This is a genomic window from Megasphaera sp. ASD88 (assembly GCF_002287425.1).
GTDB lineage: Bacteria > Bacillota > Negativicutes > Veillonellales > Megasphaeraceae > Megasphaera > Megasphaera stantonii.
Genome location: NZ_NQXW01000003.1, coordinates 1 through 20,662, shown reverse-complemented (window position 1 = coordinate 20,662; position 20,662 = coordinate 1). Strand labels below are relative to the sequence as shown.

Genomic DNA, 20,662 nt, shown 5'->3' with positions numbered 1-20,662 from the left:
CGTTATTCTCCCTTTTGCGCGAAGTATGCGCGGATATGTTCTAAGTCTTCCGGCGTATCGATGCCGATAAACGTATGATTTGTCTTGATTACCTTTATCTTATATCCATTTTCCAGAACCCGCAACTGTTCCAGCGATTCCACTTTTTCCGCCGGCGTCTGTTCCATAGCGGCGTACTGCAGCAGGAAATCGCGGCGGTAGGCGTAAATGCCGATGTGCTTATACGGGCGTATCGTATCGTCAAAGGCGTTGCGCGGATAGGGAATCAGTGATCTGGAAAAGTACATGGCTTCGTCTTTCTGATTCATGACAACCTTGACGGCGCTCGGCTCATTGTACTCTTCCTCTGCCAGCGGCGAGGCGACCGTAGCCATGGACAGGGACGGGTCTTCTTCAAAGACGGCGCACAAGGCGTCGATGACGTCGGGCGCAATGAGGGGCTCGTCGCCCTGAACGTTGACGATGACATCGGCGTCAGGGAAATGAGCTACCGCCTCGGCCAGGCGGTCCGTGCCGTTGGCATGGTCTTCCCGAGTCATGACGGCATGGCCGCCGAAGGAGACGACCGTGTCGTACACTTTCGGATTATCGACGGCGACAACGACTTGTTCCAGCTTTGCCGCCTTCGCCGCTTGTTCATATACGCGCTGCACCATAGGCTTGCCGGCAATATCGGCCAGCGGCTTGCCCGGCAGGCGCGTCGAGGCGTAGCGGGATGGGATGATGCATACAAATTTCATAACCTAACCTCCTATTACGTGGCGTAATACCTTATCTATCTGTTCTCCGCCCCTGGTAATCTCCAGCGAAATGCCCAGGACGTACAGGGGCAGATCGTATTGTCTGATCCATTCCGGATTGAGCTTTACGGCGTCCTTTTCCGTCGTAATCAGCACGGCGCCTGCGGCGTCTGCCGCCTTTTTCATCGCCGCCATGTCATCGGTTCCATAGTGATGGTGGTCGTCGTAACGCAGAGCCTGAACGACGTCATATCCAAAGGAGCGAATCGTCTGCTCAAAGGACGCCGGGTTTCCCAAGGCCGATACGGCGACGGCCTTCGTTCCCTTAGGAAGAGCCTGGCAGTTTTCCCGCCCCTTCATGCCGTTCCAGTCGCCGAAGGATATGCACCACTTAGCCCGATGGACCGATTCTGCAATGGGCGCGTCGGGATTATAGGCCTGTAACGTGCTGTACACGGCGTCAATGGCTTCCCGCGACGCCTGGTCGCATTTCGTAATGAGAAACAGGCCGGCCCGATTCAGGTGCTCCATGGGCTCGCGCAGAATCCCCCGCGGCAATACCTTGCCGTTGCCGAAGGGATTGGTCGCGTCGACGAGGACGATATCCAAGTCCCGATGCAGCTGCCAGTGCTGAAAACCGTCGTCCAGCAGCAAGACCTGCGAGCCGAACTGTTCGATAGCCATTTGTCCGCTCCGTCGGCGTTCCCGTCCGATGACGACAGGAATCCCCGGCAGGCTGCGGGCCATGAGGCACGCTTCGTCGCCGCCTTCCGCCGCCGACAGCAGCACCTGCCGTCCGTCGGACATGACCGCCCCGTCGTGTTCCTTCTGGGAGCGGTATCCCCGGTTGAGCAGGGCTACGCGGTATCCTTCCCGCTGCAGCCGCTGGGCCAGCATACAGGCTGCCGGCGTCTTTCCCGTCCCGCCGACGGTAATGTTGCCGAGGCTGATGACGACGGCGTCCAGCCGGGCCTGCCGTTCCGGATGGTCCGCATAGGAACGGTATTTTTTCTCGACGCCCTTCCGGTACAGGACGGCGGCACGCTCCAGCGCGCCCAGCACCAGCCCGTCCCAGCAATGGGAGGACGAGGCGTTCATCAAATCGAGAAAGTACGCGGCAAGTTTCGTGCGCAATGCCATATGCTCATCTCCGATGCTTACTTCTTGTCTACTTCATAATGTCCGTATACTTCGTCCAGCAGCCGCTGCAGCTCGTCGAGGTTCTTCTTGGTCGCCCCTTGATTTTCTTCGACGATTTCCAGGCAGTGGCGCTTCATTTCTTCCGCCTTTTCAGGGTGAATCAGTATATCCAAACAGGTATCAATAAACTCTTCTTCATTCCGCACCATGACGCAGGCGCCGCGGCTGCTGAGAAGATCGAAAATTTCTACGAAATTAAACATGTTCGGCCCGACGACAATCGGCTTGCCGTGCGCCGCCGGCTCCAGGATATTATGGCCGCCGATATGGGCCAGGCTGCCGCCGACGAAGATCAAATCGCCCAGGCTGTACACCCGGCCCAGCTCGCCGATCGTATCGAGGAGGACGCCGTCGTATGGGCCGGCAATTTGCTTTCCCGCTACCATGTCGCTGCGTTTGACCATCGTCACGCCGTGCTTGACGCCTTCGTCGTAAATGAGGTCGGCCTGATGAATGTAGCGCGGCGCTATGATGAGCTTCGCTCCGGGGAAATGATTCCGTATATTGCAGAACGCCTTGTATACCGACATGTTTTCCCCCTTATGGGTGCTGCCGGCAATCATGATGGGATAGGTGTTTTCGTCGAATCCCAGCTCCTTGAGGTAGCGTTTCTTTTCTTCATCCGTCACGATGCCGTAGGTCTGGTCGTACTTCGTATTGCCCGTGACGATGACCTTATTGGGGTCGGCGCCGATATCGATGATATATTGGGCGTCGATGCGGCTCTGCATGCAGAACACGTAAATCGTCGACAAGACGCGGCGCGTAAAGAAGGTAATCATGCGGTACCGGCTGGAGCTACGGCGGCTGATGCGCCCGTTCATCATCATGACGGGAATATTCTTGCGGGCCGCGATGCGCAGGAAGTTCGGCCAGATTTCCGTCTCGACGAGGACAATAGCCCGCGGCTTGACGATGGTCAAAATGCGGTCTGTCAGGTACGGCAGGTCCAGAGGGAAATATAAAATCCCGTCGGCGCCCTTGATAATCTGATGGGCCATGCGGAACCCCGTCGCCGTGACGACGGACACGATGATGACCTCGTTCGGATGGGTCTTGCGCATTTCCCGCACGATAGGGCTGGCCGCTACGATTTCTCCGACCGACGCGGCGTGTACCCAGATGGCGTGGCGGTTCGATATTTTTTCTTTTAAATCATCCGGCAGAAACCCGATGCTCTGTTTGATGCGCTGATAAAAGCCTTCTTCGCGAATCAGGCGGTAAATGAGCATGGGAATCAGCGTCGCCCAATACACCAGCAGCAGTACGTTGTACAGCCAATACATGGATTGGGCTCTCATATTTGTCTTCATGAATCTTATCCTTCTGCGTTATCTTTAAACTGCACGGCATACAAATTCGCATACAAGCCCTTTTTAGCCAGCAGCTCTTCATGGGTTCCTTCTTCGGCGATATGGCCGTGGTCGATGACGACGATATGGTCGGCGTCGCGCACCGTGCTCAGGCGGTGGGCGATGACGACGGCCGTCCGTCCTTCCATCAGGCGGTCCAGAGCGGCCTGCACGATCTTTTCGCTTTCCGTATCGAGGGCCGACGTCGCTTCGTCGAGGATGAGAATCCGCGGATTCTTCAAGATAGCCCGGGCGATGGCGATGCGCTGGCGCTGGCCGCCGGACAAAGCGCTGCCCCGGTCGCCGACGATGGATTCATAGCCGTGAGGCAGGCTCATGATGAAGTCATGGGCGTTGGCCGCCTTGGCAGCCGCTACGATTTCGTCGTCGCTGGCGTCCAGCCGGCCGTAAAGGATATTTTCCCGGACCGTCGCGTTGAACAGCATCGTCTCCTGCGGCACCAAGCCGATTTGCTGGCGCAGTGAGGAAAAGGTCACGTCGCGGACGTCGACGCCATCGATGGTCAGGCGGCCGCTCGTCACGTCATAGAAACGAGGCAGCAAGTTGGCCACCGTCGATTTCCCGGCGCCGCTGGGTCCGACGAGGGCTACGATCTGGCCGGGCTTGACGGACAGGTTGAAATCCGTAAGGGCCGGATGCTCCGCGTCATAGGCAAAGGAAATGTGGTCGAATTCGATGTGGCCCTGTACGGGCGGCAATTCGACGGCGCCTTCCTTTTCTTTGACGTCCGGTTCCGTGTCGAGGGTTTCGAATACCCGGTCGGCAGCGGCCAGGGACCGCTGGATATCGCCGTATATTTCGCTGATGCGCCGCACGGGATTGGCCAGGTTGATGGCGTAAATCAGGAAGGCGATGAGCTCGCCGGCCGTCATATCGCCGTCGATGACGCTCATGCCGCCGTACCAGATAATCCCCGTAATGGCGATGGCTGCAAAAAACTGAATGAACGGCGTCAGCATAGCCGTCAGCCGCGTCGTCTTCATGAGGGCCCAGAAGTTGTTGTCGTTCTGCTTGACGAACCGTTTGATTTCAAAGGCCTCGCGGTTAAAGGAACGGATAATGCGGATGCCGGAAATGGCCTCTTCCAAAAGGGCCGTAATATCGGCCATCTTGCCCTGCACTTCGTGGCCGGCCCGGCGCAATCGCTTGCCGAATACGTTGATCGTCACGACGACGAGGGGCACGATGACCAGGGTCAGCAGGGTCAGCTTCCAGTTCAGCACCAGCATCGAAACGAGGGAGCCGATGAGGATGACCGATTCCTGCACGAAGGATATCAGGTTGCCGGCAATGGCCGTCTGCAGCGCCGTGACATCGTTCGTCAGGTTGCTCATGATATTCCCGGTCTTGCGGCGGTCAAAATACGACAGCGATAAAATCTGCAGATGACGGTACAGCTTCTCCCGTATGTCGTTTACGATTCGCTGCCCGACGAAGCTCATGAGGTAGCGTTCGCCGAAATAGAAAAAGCCGCGCAGGAGGAACAATACCAAAATACTGATGACGATGAGGTTGAGCGTATAAATATCCTTATTCGCCAATACCTTATCGATAACGTCTTTAATCAGCCACGGCACGACGACGTTGCTCGCGCCGGAAAAGGCCATACAAATAACGGCTACGACGAGGCGTTTTTTATACGGCGTAATAAACCTCAACAAACGTTTATAGCTTTGCCAGCTGTTATATTGCTTCATTCGGATGGTTCTCCTTAGCAAAATGTAATATCGTCCGGGCGATGCGGCGTACGGAGCCGGCTTCGCCCATGGTGCGGCCTACGTCGGCCATGGCGTCCCGCAGCTGTTCCCAGCGCCCGGCATCGTGCAATAACGGCGCGACGACACTGGCGATGCCCTCAGGCGTCACGTCGTCCTGCCACAGCTCCGGCATGATGCGCCGCCCCATGATGATATTGGGAAGGCCGATATTTTCTATGTGAACTAATACTTTCGACAGCCAGTACGTAAGGGGCGCCACGCGGTACACCAAAAGGGTAGGCACCTTCATGAGGGCCGTTTCCAGCGTCGCCGTCCCCGAGGCGGCAATAGCCGCCGTGCTGACCTGCATCATATCGTATACATGGGTATTCTCACCGATCGTGACGGGAACATCATGCTCCCCTATGATCTCTTCCAGCACCGACGTATCGATCGTCGAAGCCCGCGGCAAAAGGCACTGCACATCGGGCACCGTTTCCTGTATCTTCCGTACGCCTTCCAGCATGACCGGCAGCAATCCCCGCACTTCCTGCATCCGGCTGCCCGGCATGAGCAGTATCGTCTTCTTGCTGGCATCCAGGCCGAAAAAGGCCTCCGCTTCGCCGCGGCTCATAGACGGATGGACCGAGTCGAGAAGGGGATGGCCCGCATAGACGACGTTCGTCCCCATGGCCTTATACATGTCCGCCTCAAAGGGAAACAGGGAAATAGCCAAATCGGAATACTTGGCAATCGTATGGCCCCGGCTCTTGTGCCAGGCCCAGATCGTCGGCAAGATGTAATAGACGACGGTAATGCCGGCAGCCTTGGCCTTCTTGATGAGCTGCATATTAAAGCCGGGATAATCGATGCAGACCAGCAAATCCGGTTTTTCTTCCTTCATCTTCCGGATGAGAAAATCGCGGAGACGGAAGAAAAAGGGAATCTTGCGCAGAATTTCGCCTACGCCGATAAATCCCAGATTTTTAATATCATATATGATGTTTACACCGGCCTCTTCCATACGGGCTCCGCCCATGCCCAGCAATTCTACGCTGGGGTCCAGTTCCCGCAGGGCTTTCGCTAAGTTGGCGCCGTGCATATCGCCGGACGCTTCGCCGGCGGAAAACATGATTTTCATGAAAACTCCTCTGTCAGAACGTCTTATCTACGGCGCAGATGCACAAATCGTGGGCATTGGCCAGCTTCAAGACCTCTTCCTGTTCCACAAACAAGGTCCGTTCCGCTTCCATCGCCAGGACGGTGCAGCCGCTGTCCAGCATGGATTGAATGGTCTGCTTGCCTACGGCCGGCACGTCGAACCGCACGTCCTGATTCGGCTTGGCGACCTTTACGACGACCGATTTTCCCCGTCCCAGCTCGCCGCCGCGGCGGATACAGGCGTCCGTGCCTTCAATGGCTTCGACAGCCATGACGGCCTTGTTTTTTACGACGACAGTCTGGCCGATATCCATGCCGCCCATGGCTTTTGCCGTGACGAAACCGAAGCGGATATCGTCCTCTTCTTCCGGAGTAGGCCGGCGCTTCGTCAGCACGCCCGTCGGCGGCATGAGCGGCTTGAGGTACAGCGTCTGGTCGACGACTTCAATGCCGTCCTTTTCGATTTCTTCGACAATCGCCAGCATAATCGTATCGTCCTTGCGGTTGCGGAGCTTTGCCAGCAGCTTAATAGCCCGCAAGTCAGGGAATTTCAGCCCCTTGAACAGGATTTCCTTCGTAACCTTGCCGATCATCGTGACCTTGGTCACGCCTTCCTTTTTCATGGTCTTAATGACCTTATCCAGCTTGGCCACGTTGATGGCGTAGTAAGCGTCGGCTTCTTGCTCCAACTCCGGCGCTACGCCGTCGACGACGGCGATGACTACAACTTCATGGCCCAGCATCTTGGCGGCGCGCATAAATTCTACAGGCAGCTGGCCTACGCCAGCGAACAATCCGACTTTTTCCATTGCGTATCACCCTTACAAATGAATAAAATATCCATTTTTATATTATACAAAAAAATGCGCCGTATGTCAGTAATACAGCACATATTACAAGAAAAAAAGGAGGCGAGAACGCATCTCCCTCCTTTTTCGTATCCGTCAGTCTTTCGTGCCCCGGCAAATGCCCCGATCAGCATTGCGGAGGAACCGGAGAAAATGTTCAACTTCTTCCGAGCTGTCCAGCTCCTGTTCCATTTCGGCAATCGCCTGGCCTAAGTTCAAGCCGGAACGGTAGAGCAGGCGGAAGGCCTTTTTCAGCTCGCGCCGCACGTTTTCAGGAATCCCCGCGCGCGACAGGCCTACGCTGTTCAGGCCGATGCAGCGCGCCGGCTGGCCGTCGGCGATGACGAAGGGCGGAATATCCTGCACGACTTTGGCTAAGCCGCCGATCATGCTGTTTCTGCCGATCTTGACGAATTGATGCACGCCGGCGATGCCGCCGATAACGACGCGGTCTTCTACGACGACGTGGCCGGCCAAGCCGGCGCAGTTGCTCATGATGACGTTATTGCCGATAATGCAGTTATGGGCGACATGGGTGCACGCCTGGAACAGGCAGTCGTTGCCGATCCGCGTTTCCTCTTCTTCGCCCGTAGCGCGGCTGACCGTTACGAATTCGCGGAATACGGAGCGGTCGCCGATGATGACATAGCTTTTTTCGCCTTTAAATTTCAAATCCTGCGGTTCCGAGCCGATGGACGCGCTGGGGAAGAACCGGCAGTTCTTGCCGATTCTCGTCCAGCCGTCGATCGTAACATGAGCCATAATTTCCGTGCCGTCGCCGATGACGACGTTCGGGCCAATCACGGCATAAGGGCCAATTTTTACGCCGGCGCCGATCTGCGCCGCCGGATCTATAACAGCCGTTGGATGTATTATGCTTTGCCGCATAGTTTCTTTTTCCTCGGTCATTCAAGTCACTCCTCGCGTTCCTGCCGCCGCCACAGCAGGAGCTTGTTTAAATTAATCCCTCTCTACGGTATATAGTCGTATGTCAAAAAGAAAAATATGCCCTCTTTTTCACTTTAAAAACAGCACATTTTATTTACCTATCTCCCATTTTCGCCGTTTTTCTCTTACATCCGACAAAAATGCAATAAAATTATTTCTTGCTGTTCTGACCCGGCATGAGAGCGAATAAGTATTCGCCTTCGGCGCAAAGGGTGTCGCCTACGTGGCACTGCGCTTTTACCTTGCCCATGCGGCCTTTGATCTTTTCAATATCGGCGCGCATGATGACCTGATCGCCCGGATGGACGGGGTGACGGAAGCGCAGCTTGTCGATGCCCGTAAAATACGGAATCAGGCCGCGGTTTTCTTCCGGATAGAGCAGCGTGACGCCGCCGACCTGGGCCATGGCTTCCGCCAGCAGCACGCCCGGCATAACCGGCTGGCCCGGGAAGTGGCCCTGGAAAAACAGTTCGTTGAACGTCGCGTTCTTAATGCCGATAGCGTATTTCATCGGTTCCAGCTCAATGATGCGGTCTACGAGCAGCATAGGATAGCGATGAGGCAAAATTTCCATAATATCCGTTACTTCCAAAATCATATGAATTCCTCCTTAATCTAATTCTTCCGCAATTTTATTCGTCAGAAGACTGTTCAATTTATGGCTTGATTTTACGGCAATGATATGCCCCTTCAGGGGACGGCCGATCATTGCCATGTCTCCGATGATATCCAGCACCTTATGGCGTACCAGCTCGTCGTCGACGCGAGGTACCGACAGGCATTCCTCCTTGTCGTATACGACGACGTTTTCCAGGGTGCCGCCCTTGCCTAATCCCAGCTTCTTCATCATTTCCAGCTCTTCCGTAAAGGCGATGGTGCGGGCGTAGGCGATTTCCTTCACATAGGACTCCTTGGTGATTTCCGCGTCGAAAAACTGCACGCCCAGCAGCGGATGGGGGTTGATGGACGTAAAGGTGATGCGGAAGCCGTCGTACGGCACGATGGCGATGAACTTATCGTCTTCCTGCACGAGATGCTGCCGGCGCACGACCAATTCCCGCCGCGCCTCGTCCAGCTCCTTCACGCCGGCCTGTTCGATAAGTTCGACGAAATTCAGGCTGCTGCCGTCCGCTACGGGCGGCTCTGCCGAATCCATTTCTATGATGCAGTTATCTATTTGCAATCCGTTCAACGCCGACAATACATGCTCTACCGTAAACACCTTCGCTTCGCCGTCTTCCAGCGTCGTCGCCCGCATCGTATTGGTCACATTGGACAAATGGGCCTTTACGGACGGACGGCCCGGCAAGTCGGTACGGATGAATACAATGCCTGTATTAGCCGGAGCAGGGCACAGCACCATGTGGACTTCCTCGGCCGCGTGCAGGCCGATACCGCTGTACGATACGGACTTCGCCAAGGTAGTTTGCGCCACATTAGACATAAATATGCCCTCCTTTCTCTTGTTAGAAATAACATAGTTTCCCATACTAAATTATTATACATTATTTACAGGGGACTTGCCAATACTCGCAGCCGCAGAAATCGCGCCGATCCGCCCTCGCTGCCCCACATTTCTGCCTCCGTATTGCCTCGTCCGGCCCGACTTATGGTATAATAAGGAATCATGGAGGTATTATGAAGAAAAAATTACTGCTCGTCTTTTTGCTGGCCTTCGCCGCCTGCAGCTCCTGGAATCTGATTGCCGACTTCATTTCCGGCCCGGATACGGGAGGCCGCACGGAACGTTCCGCGCCGGCATCGTTTATATCGTCCTGGCTGACGCCGCTGAAACCGCTGGAAGAAAAGGCTTACGTCTATCTCCACTTTGAAGAGGCCATGGATGCCAAGATGGCCCGTATTCCCATGTACGTGTCCATCAACATCGTACCGCAGTCCCTGCGCCAGGCCGTCATCGCCACGGAGGACCGGCGGTTTTACAGCCACGGGGCCATCGACCCTATCGGCATCATCCGCGCCGCCGCAGTCAACCTCTATTCCGGCGAAACCGTAGAAGGCGGCAGCACCATCAGCCAGCAGGTCGTCAAAAACGTATTCCTGTCCCACGAACGAACGCTGAGCCGCAAGGTGCAGGAAGTCATACTGGCCTTTCTGCTGGAGCACTACTACAGCAAGGACGACATATTGGAAATTTATCTTAATACGGCTTATTTTGGCGCCAACGCCACGGGCCTCTACGAAGCGTGCCGTACCTATTACGGCATCGGCCCCGACGAGCTGCGCCTGTCCCAGTCGTCTATGCTGGCCGGACTGCTGCAGGCTCCGACCTATTATAATCCCCTGGAACACTACGACGCCGCCCGCAAGCGGCAGCAAGTCGTCCTGGCTCTCATGGCCGAGCAAGGCTATATCTCTGCCAGCCAGGCCACGCAGGCCTATCGCGACGACCTGGGACTCAGCGGAGACTGCAGCGAAACAAATTAATCCAACATCAAAAGAGCCTGGCGCATCGGCGCCGGGCTCTCTTACGTTCCCGCAGGACGGTCAGTCTTCTTTTTTATTGGTCAAATAATAGGAAATGCGGCTCAGGCCGATGGACAGGTCTTCGCGGAATACGAAGATATTGTCCGGCACGGTGAGGCGCAGGGGCGCGAAGGAAAAAATCCCCTGAATGCCCGCTTCCACCATTTGGTCCGCCACCTGCTGCGCGACGGCGGCAGGCGTCGTAATGATGCCGATTTGAATGCCTTCCTTCCGGATGACGTCCTTCATGTCGGCAATAGGCGTGACGACGACGCCGCCGACGTTCTGTCCGATAATCCGGTGGTCGACGTCGAACAGGCCGGCCGTACGGAATCCCAGGCGTCCGAAGGTCTTATAGTTAGCCAAGGCCCAGCCCAGATGGCCGATGCCGGCAATGCCGATTTTCCAATGCTGCTGCAGCCCGATGATTTCCACGATCTGCTGACACAGCTCGCTGACGTAATACCCTACGCCTTTCTTTCCAAACGCGCCGAAACACGTCAAATCCTTGCGGATCTGTTCCGGCGTAATGCCCAGCCGTTCACCTAATTTCTCGGACGATATAATATCAATCCCTGCATCTTGCAATAACAATAAATCTCTGTAATACAAGGGCAATCTTTCGATGACGGCATCTGATATAGCCTTTTTTTGTCTCATAGAAAAATCCTCCCAAAATTCAATCTATTCTTTTCAGCTATAACACGCCATTATAATTCTTTATAACACCCATACGAATATTATATATCATTGTGAATTATTTCGCAAACTTTTTTTCTTATTTTTTTGAATATCAATGAACATATTAGAAAATATGCCGCATAGCAGCCAAAAAGTAAGTGAAATTTGGGTACTAAATAAATCATAATCTCCTAACCCGCATACGGCCTGCGATATGACGGCGGCGCTCATCGTCATGGCCGCGGCCCGGTCGAAATGGGACAAACCGCCGCGCCGCAAAACCTTTAGTCCGTACCACCCGCAGCCCAGGAAAAACCACAGGAAGAAGAAAAATCCTGCCAGCCCCGTCTCCGCCGCAATGTTGAAAAACATATTGTGAGCGTGATAAATCGTAATGCCGGCCTGCTGAATAAACTCGTTGTACACGGGATACATATACTTAAAAGCTCCCCAGCCGATGCCCAGGACGGGATGGTCTCCCAGCATTTCCAGCGCGCCGTTCCACATGTCCAGGCGCATGGATACAGACGTATCGGCTTCGCTGTACGAAAAAATCGACATAAGCCGATTCGTTACGCCGCCGCGGTAAAACAGCAGCACCGGCGGCACGAGGAGAAACAGGGCCCACAGCCGCTTATCCCAGACAAAGCCGAAGAACAGCACCAGCGCCGCCGCGCTGAGCCATGCGCCGCGGGAATACGTCAGGATCAGGCACAGGGACAAGGCGGCAAATAAGCCGACGTACAGCCAGCGGTGCGCCCGATGGCCGGTGCAGATGGTCATCGAAGCCGCAGCCCCCATGACCATGAGGAGAAAAGCCGACAGCAAGTTGGGATTGTACAGCGTCGAATACATGCGGCGCTGCAGGAGGGGAAAGGCCGAGTTATCGACCCACGCCGCCTCTCCCAGCGTCAGCATGTGGGCGTACTGGTACAATCCGTACAGGCAGACCACGGCGGCGCTGACGAACAGCCCCGTCAGCAGCAGATGGCGTTCGGCCTGGCCGCGTACGAAGAAGATGACCAGCATATACAACAAGGCGTATTGCACGATGGTAAAGCAATAAAAGGCAAATCCCATCAGCCCGTGAGGCGAGCCGACGAGGGACAGCAGGGCCGCAAAGCAAAAGCCTGCCGCCGGCACGAGCAGGGGAATGGACGGCGCCGGGCCGAATCCGTATTTCCAGCCGCAGAAGGCGGCAAAGACGACGGCCAGGGCCAGGCATATCTCCATGGCGATGAGATTGACCGGCATAAAAAAGACAGTCCCCAGAAGGGCATACACCACGCGGAGGCGTGCCCGTTCTGCGGGACTGCTCATCTTATATTGATTCATCACGGGGTTCATGATATCGCTCCTTTGCCTTGTATTATACTAAAAATAACACAAGGGGTCTAGAGCGCTCCGGCCTGGGCCGGACAAAATCCTCCCCTTATTCCTGCCGGTAATGCTTCCGCAAATACCGCCGCACGTCGCCCTGGATATACAGGGAACCGACGATGCACAGGACCTCTCCGTCCTTCACGGCGGCAAAGGCCTTGTCCAGCCCGGCGTCCAGAGAGTCCGCCCAGTCGGCACGGCACGGCAGCATAGCCGCCATCTGCCGCGGGTCCGCCGTCCGCGGCGTCGGAGCCGGCGCACAGACGACATAATCGTCTTCATGGAACAATTCCTGCACCATGTGGGTGTAGTCTTTATCGGCCAGCACGGAAAAGAGAAATACTCTCTTCCGCGTGCCGAAGACATCGTCGTAGGTCTTGCAGAACGTATCTATGCCGGCCGGGTTGTGGGCCCCGTCGATGACGACGTCGACGCCGCCGCAGCGCAGCACCTGAAACCGTCCCGGCCACCGTACCTGCGCCAGGCCTCGTTCCAGAGCCGTGCGGGTCAGCCGCTTTTCACGGCTGGCAATACGCAGCAGGGCCATGACGGCGGCGGCGCAGTTGACGCGCTGGTGCTTGCCCATGAGGGGAATCGTCGCCGTAATATCGCGGCCATACCGCTCTCTCACCGTCACCATCTGCCCGACGGCCGGATCGGCCGGCCCGGCGTTGCCTACGACGTCGAAGCTGCGGTCCAGAGCGTAGAGGCGGCTCTTCATTTCATAGGCCTTGCGGGCGATAACCGACAAGGCCGGTTCTTCCGCCGTCGTCACGACGGGCACGCCTTCCTTGATGATGCCGGCCTTCTGGACGGCGATTTCTTCTATCGTATTGCCGCAGTACTTCATGTGGTCCATTGCCACGTTGGTAATGACCGATACTTCCGGCACGACGACATTCGTCGAATCGAGAAGGCCGCCTAAGCCCACTTCGACGACGGCGTATTCCACGCCGACCTTGGCAAAGTGCCAGAAGGCCGCTGCCGTAATCATTTCAAATTCCGTCGGCCGTTCCACGCCGTCGGCTACCATAGCTTCCACGGCCTGGGACACGACGTCTACGGCTTCGGCGAAGGCCTCCCGGCTGATGTCTTCCCTGTCGACGTGGATTCGCTCCGTATAGTCTTCCAGATGGGGCGACGTGTACCGGCCCGTCCGGATGCCGGCACAGCACAGGGCGCTGGCGATCATAGCCGTAACGGAACCCTTGCCATTCGTCCCCGTCACATGGACGGTCTTATATTTCATCTGGGGATTGTCCAGGCGCTTCAGGAGTTCCCGAATGCGCCCGAGCCCCATTTGGATGCCGAATTGGCTGGCATGTTCCAAATAATATATCGCTTCTTCGTAGGTCATACTATGCCTTCTTTTAGAGTTTTGCCAAATCTTCCAGACGCTTCGTGAGAGCGGCCATCTTTTCCGTATAATCGGCTAACTTGGCCTTTTCCTTTTCTACGACGTCTGCCGGCGCCTTGGCTAAGAAGCCCTGGTTGGACAGCTTTTTGTTGAGGCGTTCGATTTCTTTACCCATCTTTTCCTGTTCCTTATGGACGCGGGCCGTTTCTTTTTCGACGTCGATCAAATCCTTGAGCTGGAGGTATACTTCGATGCCCGGCACGACCGTTACGACGGCGTTTTCCGGCTTCGCTTCGCCCGGAGCCAGCAAGGTTACGTGGTCGGCGAAGGCCAGCGTATGGAAGTATGTTTCGTAGGTCTTCAAGGTCTTGGCCATATCGTCCGTCGCAGGAGCCATGATGACCGGAGCCTTCTTGCCCATGGGCACGTTCGATTCGGCGCGCATGTTGCGGATGCCCTTGATCGCTTCCATGAGCGTATTCATCGTCGCGGCATCGGCGGCGAAATCCCACTGGGACTGAGCCTGCGGCCACGGCGCTACGATGAGGCTTTCCCCTTCGTGCGGCAGGTGCTGCCACAGGTGCTCCGTAACGAAGGGCATGAAGGGATGGAGCATTTCCAGCGTGTGCGTCAGGACGTATACGAGGACATACTGTACAGTCCGCTTGCTCCGTTCGTCGTCGGATTTGTACAGGCGCTGCTTCGCCAGCTCGATGTACCAGTCGCAGTAGGAGTTCCAAATGAAGTTGTATACGGCGTCGGCGGCGTCGCCCAATTCGAAGTTGTCGAAATCAGCCGTCACCTTGCGGACCGTGTCGTTGAAGGAGGTCAAAATCCAGCGGTCGGCCAGGGTCAAGTCCGATTCTTCGGGCACGAAGGTTTCGTCGTAATCCGTCAAGTTCATGATGACGAACTTGGAAGCATTCCAAATCTTATTGGCAAAGTTGCGGTTCGCTTCGACCCGTTCCATGTAGAAACGCATGTCGTTGCCCGGCGTATTGCCCGTCACGAGGGTAAAGCGCAGGGCGTCGGCGCCGTACTCTTCGCATACGCCCAAGGGATCGATGCCGTTGCCCAGGGACTTGCTCATCTTGCGGCCCTGGCTGTCGCGGACGAGGCCGTGGATGAATACGTGGCGGAACGGGACGTCCTTCATGAATTCGCACGTCGTAAACATCATGCGGGCTACCCAGAAGAAGATGATGTCGTAGCCCGTGACGAGGACGCTCGTCGGGAAGAACTGCTTAATATCTTCCGTCGTGTCGGGCCAGCCCATCGTCGAGAAGGGCCACAGGGCCGAGCTGAACCACGTATCGAGGACGTCCGGGTCCTGATGGATATGCTTGCTGTGGCAGTGCGGGCATTCCGTCAAATCAGTACGGCTGACCGACGTTTCGCCGCAGTCGTCGCAGTACCAGGCCGGAATCTGATGGCCCCACCAGAGCTGGCGGGAAATGCACCAGTCGTGGACGTCTTCCAGCCAGTGATTGTAGGTCTTGACGAAGCGGTCCGGCACAAACTGCGTTTCCTTATCGGCGACGGCTTTCAAGGCAGCCGTCGTAAGGGGCTTCATCTTGACGAACCACTGCTTCGTCGAGAACGGTTCGACTGTCGTCTTGCAGCGCGAGCAGTGGCCGACGGCGTGATTCAATTCTTCGACGTGATCCAGCAGGCCCAGTTCTTCCAAATCGGCGACGACAGCCTTGCGGCAGTCTTCGCGGGTCATGCCTTCGTACTTCGCGCCGGCTTCGGCATTCATCGTGCCGTCGAGGTTCATGATCATAATGGATTCCAGGTTGTGGCGCTGGCCCATTTCAAAGTCGTTCGGGTCGTGGGCCGGCGTAATCTTTACGGCGCCTGTACCGAATCCGATGTCGACGTAGTCGTCGGCAATGACTTCGACTTCGCGGTTTACGAGAGGGATGACGACCTTTTTGCCGATAAACTTCTTCATCCGTTCGTCTTCAGGGTTTACGGCGACGGCCGTATCGCCCATGATCGTTTCCGGGCGGGTCGTGGCGATCATGATGTAGTCGTCTTCGCCGACGACGGGGTATTTGACATACCACAAATGGCCCTGTACGTCCGAATGGTCGACTTCGATATCGCTCAAGGCCGTATGGCAGTGAGGGCACCAGTTCGTAATGCGCTGGCCCTGATAAATCAGGCCCTTTTCATAAAGAGACACGAATACTTCGCGGACGGCGCGGGCGCAGATATCGTCCATGGTAAAGCGCTTGCGGCTCCAGTCGCACGACGAGCCCAAACGGCGGACCTGCTGTTCGATGCGATTGCCGTATTGTTCCTTCCAGGCCCATACGCGTTTCAAAAATTCTTCGCGGCCAATATCGTAGCGCGTCTTGCCTTCTTCCTTGGCCAGCTGCTGTTCTACCTTTACCTGCGTGGCGATGCCGGCATGGTCCGTCCCCGGAATCCAGGCGACGTTATAGCCTTCCATGCGCTTAAACCGGACGAGAATATCCTGCAGCGTATTGTCCAGGGCATGGCCCATGTGCAGCTGCCCCGTGACGTTCGGCGGCGGCATGACGATGCTGAAGGGCTTTCTCGACGGATCGGCGTCCTGATGAAAATACCCGTTTTGTTCCCAGAAATCATACCATTTCATTTCAATGTCGTTCGGCGAATACGTTCCTAAGCTTTCCTTGTTCCACTTCATTGCAAACCCTCCTGTAACCATAAAAAAGAGCGCCCCTTCGTCCTAAGCTCTCTTAGGACGAAAGAACGCTGTATCTTCCGCGGTACCACCTAAATTGCCCCGGCTCGGCCGAAGCCCCTTCATCATGCAAATAACGGCTGCAATCCGGGCAGGCCTTTCCTCCTGCCGGCTCACGGGTGACGCGCCGCCTTCGCTATGAATGCCTTCGCACCAATCCGGCACCTCTCTGCCATAGCGCCATGCAGCTTCTTCCGCTCATCGCTTTTGTGTTGATAAATATTCTAACAAGTTTACAAAGTCTTGTCAATGATTTTTCCATCGTCCCCTTTTAATCAGACATCCAGTCTAACAAATAATTTACTTCGTTTCACATGCTGTACATAAAAATTACTGACCTTTAACCGCTCGCAAGACATACCTTAATCCGCATCGCTCAAGCAAGGCGTACTTCCTTCTTTCCATTCCTTGCATTCAAAAAGGATAACCTATTCCCTGCGGCAATATCTGCAAAAAATAAGTTATCCTTATGAAGTCAGCACTGCGGAAAACGCGTTAAATGTCTACGGCATTACATCTTCCCCTGCTTAAACAAGGTAATCATTTCCATGGTCAGGCTGGCCTGTTCCGGGTCGTCCGGCAGGTCGCGCCGTTCTACCCACTGAGCCGTGGCCAGCTCGTGATGGTCGACGCGCAGGGTTTCGTCGCCGTCCAGATCGCAGAAAAAACCAAATAAGAGGGTGTCAGTGAAGCACCAGGGCTGGCTCTTGTAGAAGCGGAGGTTCTTGACCTTAACGCCTACTTCCTCCATGACTTCGCGATGAACGGTCTGCTCAATCGTCTCGCCCACTTCGGCAAAGCCGGCGATAAGAGCGGCCCGAGTATATTCCCGGCCAGCGTAGGTCGATACGAGGAGCTTATCTCCGTTGCGCACGGCAACGATGACAGCCGGGCAGATGCGCGGATAAATCATCGTATGGCAATGGCCGCAGTACACCATGCGTTCGGCGTCGCTGTGGGCCATCGGACGGCCGCACTGGCCGCAGAAGCGATGATTACTGTACCAGTTATGCAGAGACAGTCCGGCCACGCCGGCGAAGGCCTGAAAGCGGGGCCGGGCGGCGCGCATGAAGTTGATGGATATATAGGCAAAGCCCTTGCCTTCCGGAATGTCTTCCAAGGCTAAAAAATAATTGATGTCGTCTTCACGGAACAGCCAGCGAAAGCGTTCTGCCGGCACGTCGGCCATATCGGCATAGGTCGGATAGGAAAAGGACTTGTCCTCTCCTTCCAGCCGCACTAAGACGGTCCGGCCCCGATAAGCGAGAATCACGCTGTCGTCCTGGACGGGGACAGGGTTGTATTCCGTATGGTATTGATGAGGCGCTATGTCTTGTATCATGGGAGAATCTGCGCTCCCTCGTTCCAGCATTTCAAGATATGGCCTTCCGAGTCGATGCCCCGTATCTTGAATTCGTTCATCATAGCTTCCATAATCGCCTGTTCGTTTTCTACGGCAAAGGCGATGAGCGTCGAGCCGGAGCCGCTGATCGTCGCACCCAGGGCGCCGGCGTCTTCGGCTGCTTTCAGGACAGACTCTCCGCCGGGAATGAGGCCGATGCGGTACGGCACGTGGAGCTTATCCTGCAGGCCGTATTGCAGCCGATCGTACTGCTTCGTGACGAGGGACGAGACGAGGAAGCTGACGCGGCTCACGTTGAACACGGCGTCCTTATAGGCGATTTCCTTAGGCAGAACGGCGCGGGCGTCTTCCGTAAATACTTCCACGTCGGGAGATACGGTAATGAAGGATAAATCATCTCCGACAGGCACGACGTTGGTCATGGTCTTGCCGCCGTCCATAATAGAAATCGTCAGGCCTCCCAGCAAGGCCGGCGCGACGTTGTCCGGATGACCTTCGATTTCCGTAGCCAGGGACAGCATGTCTTCCCTGCTCATCTTGGAGCCCGTCAAGGCGTCGCCGATGAGGATGCCGCCGATAATGGCCGACGAGCTGCTGCCCATGCCCCGTCCCGGCGGGATGCGGTTGACGAGCTTCACTGCGCCGCCTTTAGGCAGGGCCCCGCCGTTGTATGCGGCGGCCCGTTCCATAGCCTGGCCGACCATATTATCGGCAAAGGTTTCGGGAATTTCACCCTTTCCCAAGCCTTCGATTTCTACGGAAATAAACTCTTTATCATCTTCTGTAAAATATATTTCGTTGAAATAGTTGAGAGCGATGCCGACGGCGTCGAATCCCGAACCGAGATTCGCCGATGTGGCCGGCACCTGCACGTGCAGTGTTCTTGTCGTCATAATTATACCTCGATAACGCGGATCGCATTGGCAATCTTGCGGACGCAGGCCAGCTCTTCAATTTCCTTCAAGGATTGGTTCACCAAGCCGGCTGCCGAGCTGTCGATCAAGATGACGATTTCGGCGATTTCCGTCGTCTCATCTTTCTGGATCAAAGAGCGGATACTAATTTTATGCTGCGCCAAGACAGCGGAAATGCTGGACAATACGCCGGGCGCATTGTCTACGACCATGCGCAGGTAATAAGGTGCGCAAATCGAGTCCTGCGGCTTCAGCTTCGGGTCGTGCCATACGAAATCGCGGCTGCCTGTAATGTTGATGTTGCAGTGGAGAATGACGTTCATGACGTCGCTGACGACGGCGCTGGCCGTCGGAAGGGACCCTGCGCCCTGACCGTAGAACATGACGTCGCCTACGCAGTTACCGCGGACGTATACGGCGTTGTACGCGCCGCCGACGTTGGCCAGCGGGTGGCCCTTGCGGATAAAGGCCGGATGGACATTCAAGGATATGCCGTCCCCATCCTGGCGGGCGATAGCCAGCAGCTTAATGACGTAGCCCATTTCCCGGGCATGCTGAATGTCTTCCTGGGCGATGTTTTCAATCCCTTCGACAGATACGTCATTAAAGGTAAGAGCCGAATGGAAGCCCAGCGTGGCCAATATGGCGATTTTACGTCCTGCGTCGTAGCCGCTGACGTCGTTCGTCGGATCCGCTTCGGCATAGCCCTTTTCCTGAGCTTCCTTCAGCGCCGTTTCATAGGACATGCCCGTATCGGTCATATTCGACAAAATATAGTTTGTCGTGCCGTTCATGATGCCGATGATTTCTTCCATCGTATTGCTGTTGAGAGAGGAGTACATAGGCCGCACGATGGGAATCCCGCCGGCGACGCTGGCTTCAAACTGGAAGTCTACGTTGCATTCCTTAGCCATCTTCAGCAAAGGCATACCGTAATCGGCAATGAGGTCCTTGTTGGCGCTGACTACGCTCTTGCCTTTTTTGAAGCACTGCTCAATGCAGTCCTTGGCAAAATCGGCGCTGCCCATGACTTCAACGACAATCTCTATTTCGTCATCGTTGACGATATCGGCAAAGTCCGTCGTAAGCAAAATATCGTCAGGCAATTCCATCTGTTCATATTTCGGCATATCCCGAATCAAGACGCGCTTAATCGTAATTTCCGTATCGAGCTGTTCTTCAATCAGCGGGCCGTTCATGGCCAGCAAATCGATGACGCCTTTTCCAACGGTACCGCACCCCAATAATGCAATCGACACTTTTTTCATAATAATCCCCCTTCTGAATCTTGTCTATATTCTCACGCCTGGCCGATGATTTCTACCTTGCGGACGCCGGACAGATCTTCCAGCCGTTTAATCAAATCATCGACGGCAATGGTCATTTCCTTCGTTTCAATGGAAATGCTGACATCGGCAATACCCTGCAGCGGAATGCCCTGATTAATCGTCAGGATACTGCAGTTGCTTTCCGCTACGGCATTTAATATCTGCGACAACTCGCCTGGCTTGTCCAATACCATAAGAGAAATCGTCACGACGCGCCCTTGTGTTACATCATGGAAGGGAAAGACGTAATCCTTATACTTATAGTAGGCGCTGCGGCTCAAGTCCATAAGGCGCACCGCTTCGTTGATCGTCGTCTTCTGATTATGCGGCGAATTTACAATACAAGTGCAACACCTATAAAAAATGACACATAGGTTTCTGATATAATAATGCTACCAAACAAAATCTATATCTCGGAGGAAACCTATGTGCCACTATCATCATCTTACTCTAT

At 55.4% G+C, this 20,662-nt stretch carries 18 protein-coding genes; 1 reads left to right on the top strand and 17 read right to left on the bottom strand.

Features of this window, described 5'->3' with window-relative positions:
* Positions 1-2: 2 nt before the first annotated feature.
* The 9 genes from kdsB to lpxC form a co-directional block, all read right to left on the bottom strand.
* Entirely contained in the window at positions 3-740 is a 738-nt protein-coding gene (gene kdsB, locus CJ260_RS03085) for a 3-deoxy-manno-octulosonate cytidylyltransferase (protein WP_087477702.1), read from the bottom strand.
* 3 nt (positions 741-743) lie between these two features.
* On the bottom strand, positions 744-1,880 hold the full coding sequence (lpxK, locus tag CJ260_RS03080) for a tetraacyldisaccharide 4'-kinase (protein WP_095629137.1): 1,137 nt from the start codon (positions 1,878-1,880) through the stop codon (positions 744-746).
* A gap of 17 nt (positions 1,881-1,897) precedes the next feature.
* The gene (locus CJ260_RS03075) at positions 1,898-3,226 is read right to left on the bottom strand and encodes a 3-deoxy-D-manno-octulosonic acid transferase (RefSeq protein ID WP_369831685.1); all 1,329 of its coding nucleotides are present in this window, start codon (positions 3,224-3,226) and stop codon (positions 1,898-1,900) included.
* Positions 3,227-3,258: 32 nt separating this feature from the next.
* Complete coding sequence (gene msbA, locus CJ260_RS03070) at positions 3,259-5,010, bottom strand: lipid A export permease/ATP-binding protein MsbA (RefSeq protein ID WP_087477699.1); 1,752 nt, start codon at positions 5,008-5,010, stop codon at positions 3,259-3,261.
* Positions 4,997-6,151 carry a lipid-A-disaccharide synthase gene (gene lpxB, locus CJ260_RS03065; RefSeq protein ID WP_095629135.1) on the bottom strand — a complete coding sequence of 385 codons (1,155 nt, stop codon included), beginning with the start codon at positions 6,149-6,151 and terminating at the stop codon, positions 4,997-4,999. Before lpxB ends, msbA begins: the two co-directional genes overlap by 14 nt.
* 13 nt (positions 6,152-6,164) lie before the next feature.
* Positions 6,165-6,980 (bottom strand): LpxI family protein, encoded by an 816-nt coding sequence (locus CJ260_RS03060; RefSeq protein WP_087477697.1) that lies wholly within the window; start codon positions 6,978-6,980, stop codon positions 6,165-6,167.
* 135 nt (positions 6,981-7,115) lie between these two features.
* Complete coding sequence (gene lpxA / locus CJ260_RS03055) at positions 7,116-7,928, bottom strand: acyl-ACP--UDP-N-acetylglucosamine O-acyltransferase (protein WP_087477696.1); 813 nt, start codon at positions 7,926-7,928, stop codon at positions 7,116-7,118.
* Positions 7,929-8,118: 190 nt separating this feature from the next.
* Positions 8,119-8,565, bottom strand: a complete 447-nt coding sequence (gene fabZ / locus CJ260_RS03050; protein WP_087477695.1) for a 3-hydroxyacyl-ACP dehydratase FabZ — start codon at positions 8,563-8,565, stop codon at positions 8,119-8,121.
* A gap of 12 nt (positions 8,566-8,577) precedes the next feature.
* Positions 8,578-9,411 carry a UDP-3-O-acyl-N-acetylglucosamine deacetylase gene (gene lpxC, locus CJ260_RS03045; protein WP_095629134.1) on the bottom strand — a complete coding sequence of 278 codons (834 nt, stop codon included), beginning with the start codon at positions 9,409-9,411 and terminating at the stop codon, positions 8,578-8,580.
* Positions 9,412-9,605: 194 nt separating this feature from the next.
* Here lpxC and CJ260_RS03040 point away from each other — a divergent pair, with 194 nt between their 5' ends.
* Positions 9,606-10,412, top strand: a complete 807-nt coding sequence (locus CJ260_RS03040) for a transglycosylase domain-containing protein (protein ID WP_095629133.1) — start codon at positions 9,606-9,608, stop codon at positions 10,410-10,412.
* Between the two features lie 60 nt (positions 10,413-10,472).
* Here CJ260_RS03040 and CJ260_RS03035 read toward each other — a convergent pair whose 3' ends face one another.
* The 8 genes from CJ260_RS03035 to CJ260_RS03000 form a co-directional block, all read right to left on the bottom strand.
* On the bottom strand, positions 10,473-11,111 hold the full coding sequence (locus CJ260_RS03035; RefSeq protein WP_087477692.1) for a redox-sensing transcriptional repressor Rex: 639 nt from the start codon (positions 11,109-11,111) through the stop codon (positions 10,473-10,475).
* Positions 11,112-11,198: 87 nt separating this feature from the next.
* A complete protein-coding gene (locus CJ260_RS03030; protein WP_233127878.1) occupies positions 11,199-12,479 on the bottom strand; it encodes an O-antigen ligase in 1,281 nt (426 codons plus the stop codon).
* Positions 12,480-12,564: 85 nt separating this feature from the next.
* Positions 12,565-13,869 carry a folylpolyglutamate synthase/dihydrofolate synthase family protein gene (locus CJ260_RS03025; RefSeq protein ID WP_198947380.1) on the bottom strand — a complete coding sequence of 435 codons (1,305 nt, stop codon included), beginning with the start codon at positions 13,867-13,869 and terminating at the stop codon, positions 12,565-12,567.
* A gap of 13 nt (positions 13,870-13,882) precedes the next feature.
* Positions 13,883-16,546: a valine--tRNA ligase gene (locus tag CJ260_RS03020; RefSeq protein WP_095629132.1), complete on the bottom strand. Its 2,664-nt coding sequence runs from the start codon at positions 16,544-16,546 to the stop codon at positions 13,883-13,885.
* Between the two features lie 568 nt (positions 16,547-17,114).
* On the bottom strand, positions 17,115-17,945 hold the full coding sequence (gene nudC, locus CJ260_RS03015; RefSeq protein WP_095629131.1) for an NAD(+) diphosphatase: 831 nt from the start codon (positions 17,943-17,945) through the stop codon (positions 17,115-17,117).
* Complete coding sequence (gene thrB / locus CJ260_RS03010; RefSeq protein ID WP_095629130.1) at positions 17,942-18,859, bottom strand: homoserine kinase; 918 nt, start codon at positions 18,857-18,859, stop codon at positions 17,942-17,944. The genes nudC and thrB overlap by 4 nt, the downstream gene beginning before the upstream one ends.
* Positions 18,860-18,861: 2 nt before the next feature.
* Positions 18,862-20,148, bottom strand: coding sequence for a homoserine dehydrogenase (locus CJ260_RS03005; RefSeq protein ID WP_095629129.1), 1,287 nt, complete (start codon positions 20,146-20,148; stop codon positions 18,862-18,864).
* 32 nt (positions 20,149-20,180) lie between these two features.
* A complete protein-coding gene (locus tag CJ260_RS03000) occupies positions 20,181-20,549 on the bottom strand; it encodes an ACT domain-containing protein (protein WP_255378465.1) in 369 nt (122 codons plus the stop codon).
* Between the last annotated feature and the right edge of the window lie 113 nt (positions 20,550-20,662).

Excerpts from the sequence above, each read along its gene's own strand:
- kdsB (WP_087477702.1), bottom strand. The coding sequence starts at position 740 with ATGAAATTTGTATGCATCATCCCATCCCGCTACGCCTCGACGCGCCTG.
- lpxK (WP_095629137.1), bottom strand. The coding sequence starts at position 1,880 with ATGGCATTGCGCACGAAACTTGCCGCGTACTTTCTCGATTTGATGAAC.
- CJ260_RS03075 (WP_369831685.1), bottom strand. The coding sequence starts at position 3,226 with ATGTATTGGCTGTACAACGTACTGCTGCTGGTGTATTGGGCGACGCTG.
- msbA (WP_087477699.1), bottom strand. The coding sequence starts at position 5,010 with ATGAAGCAATATAACAGCTGGCAAAGCTATAAACGTTTGTTGAGGTTT.
- lpxB (WP_095629135.1), bottom strand. The coding sequence starts at position 6,151 with ATGAAAATCATGTTTTCCGCCGGCGAAGCGTCCGGCGATATGCACGGC.
- CJ260_RS03060 (WP_087477697.1), bottom strand. The coding sequence starts at position 6,980 with ATGGAAAAAGTCGGATTGTTCGCTGGCGTAGGCCAGCTGCCTGTAGAA.
- lpxA (WP_087477696.1), bottom strand. The coding sequence starts at position 7,928 with ATGACCGAGGAAAAAGAAACTATGCGGCAAAGCATAATACATCCAACG.
- fabZ (WP_087477695.1), bottom strand. The coding sequence starts at position 8,565 with ATGATTTTGGAAGTAACGGATATTATGGAAATTTTGCCTCATCGCTAT.
- lpxC (WP_095629134.1), bottom strand. The coding sequence starts at position 9,411 with ATGTCTAATGTGGCGCAAACTACCTTGGCGAAGTCCGTATCGTACAGC.
- CJ260_RS03040 (WP_095629133.1), top strand. The coding sequence starts at position 9,606 with ATGAAGAAAAAATTACTGCTCGTCTTTTTGCTGGCCTTCGCCGCCTGC.
- CJ260_RS03035 (WP_087477692.1), bottom strand. The coding sequence starts at position 11,111 with ATGAGACAAAAAAAGGCTATATCAGATGCCGTCATCGAAAGATTGCCC.
- CJ260_RS03030 (WP_233127878.1), bottom strand. The coding sequence starts at position 12,479 with ATGAACCCCGTGATGAATCAATATAAGATGAGCAGTCCCGCAGAACGG.
- CJ260_RS03025 (WP_198947380.1), bottom strand. The coding sequence starts at position 13,869 with ATGACCTACGAAGAAGCGATATATTATTTGGAACATGCCAGCCAATTC.
- CJ260_RS03020 (WP_095629132.1), bottom strand. The coding sequence starts at position 16,546 with ATGAAGTGGAACAAGGAAAGCTTAGGAACGTATTCGCCGAACGACATT.
- nudC (WP_095629131.1), bottom strand. The coding sequence starts at position 17,945 with ATGATACAAGACATAGCGCCTCATCAATACCATACGGAATACAACCCT.
- thrB (WP_095629130.1), bottom strand. The coding sequence starts at position 18,859 with ATGACGACAAGAACACTGCACGTGCAGGTGCCGGCCACATCGGCGAAT.
- CJ260_RS03005 (WP_095629129.1), bottom strand. The coding sequence starts at position 20,148 with ATGAAAAAAGTGTCGATTGCATTATTGGGGTGCGGTACCGTTGGAAAA.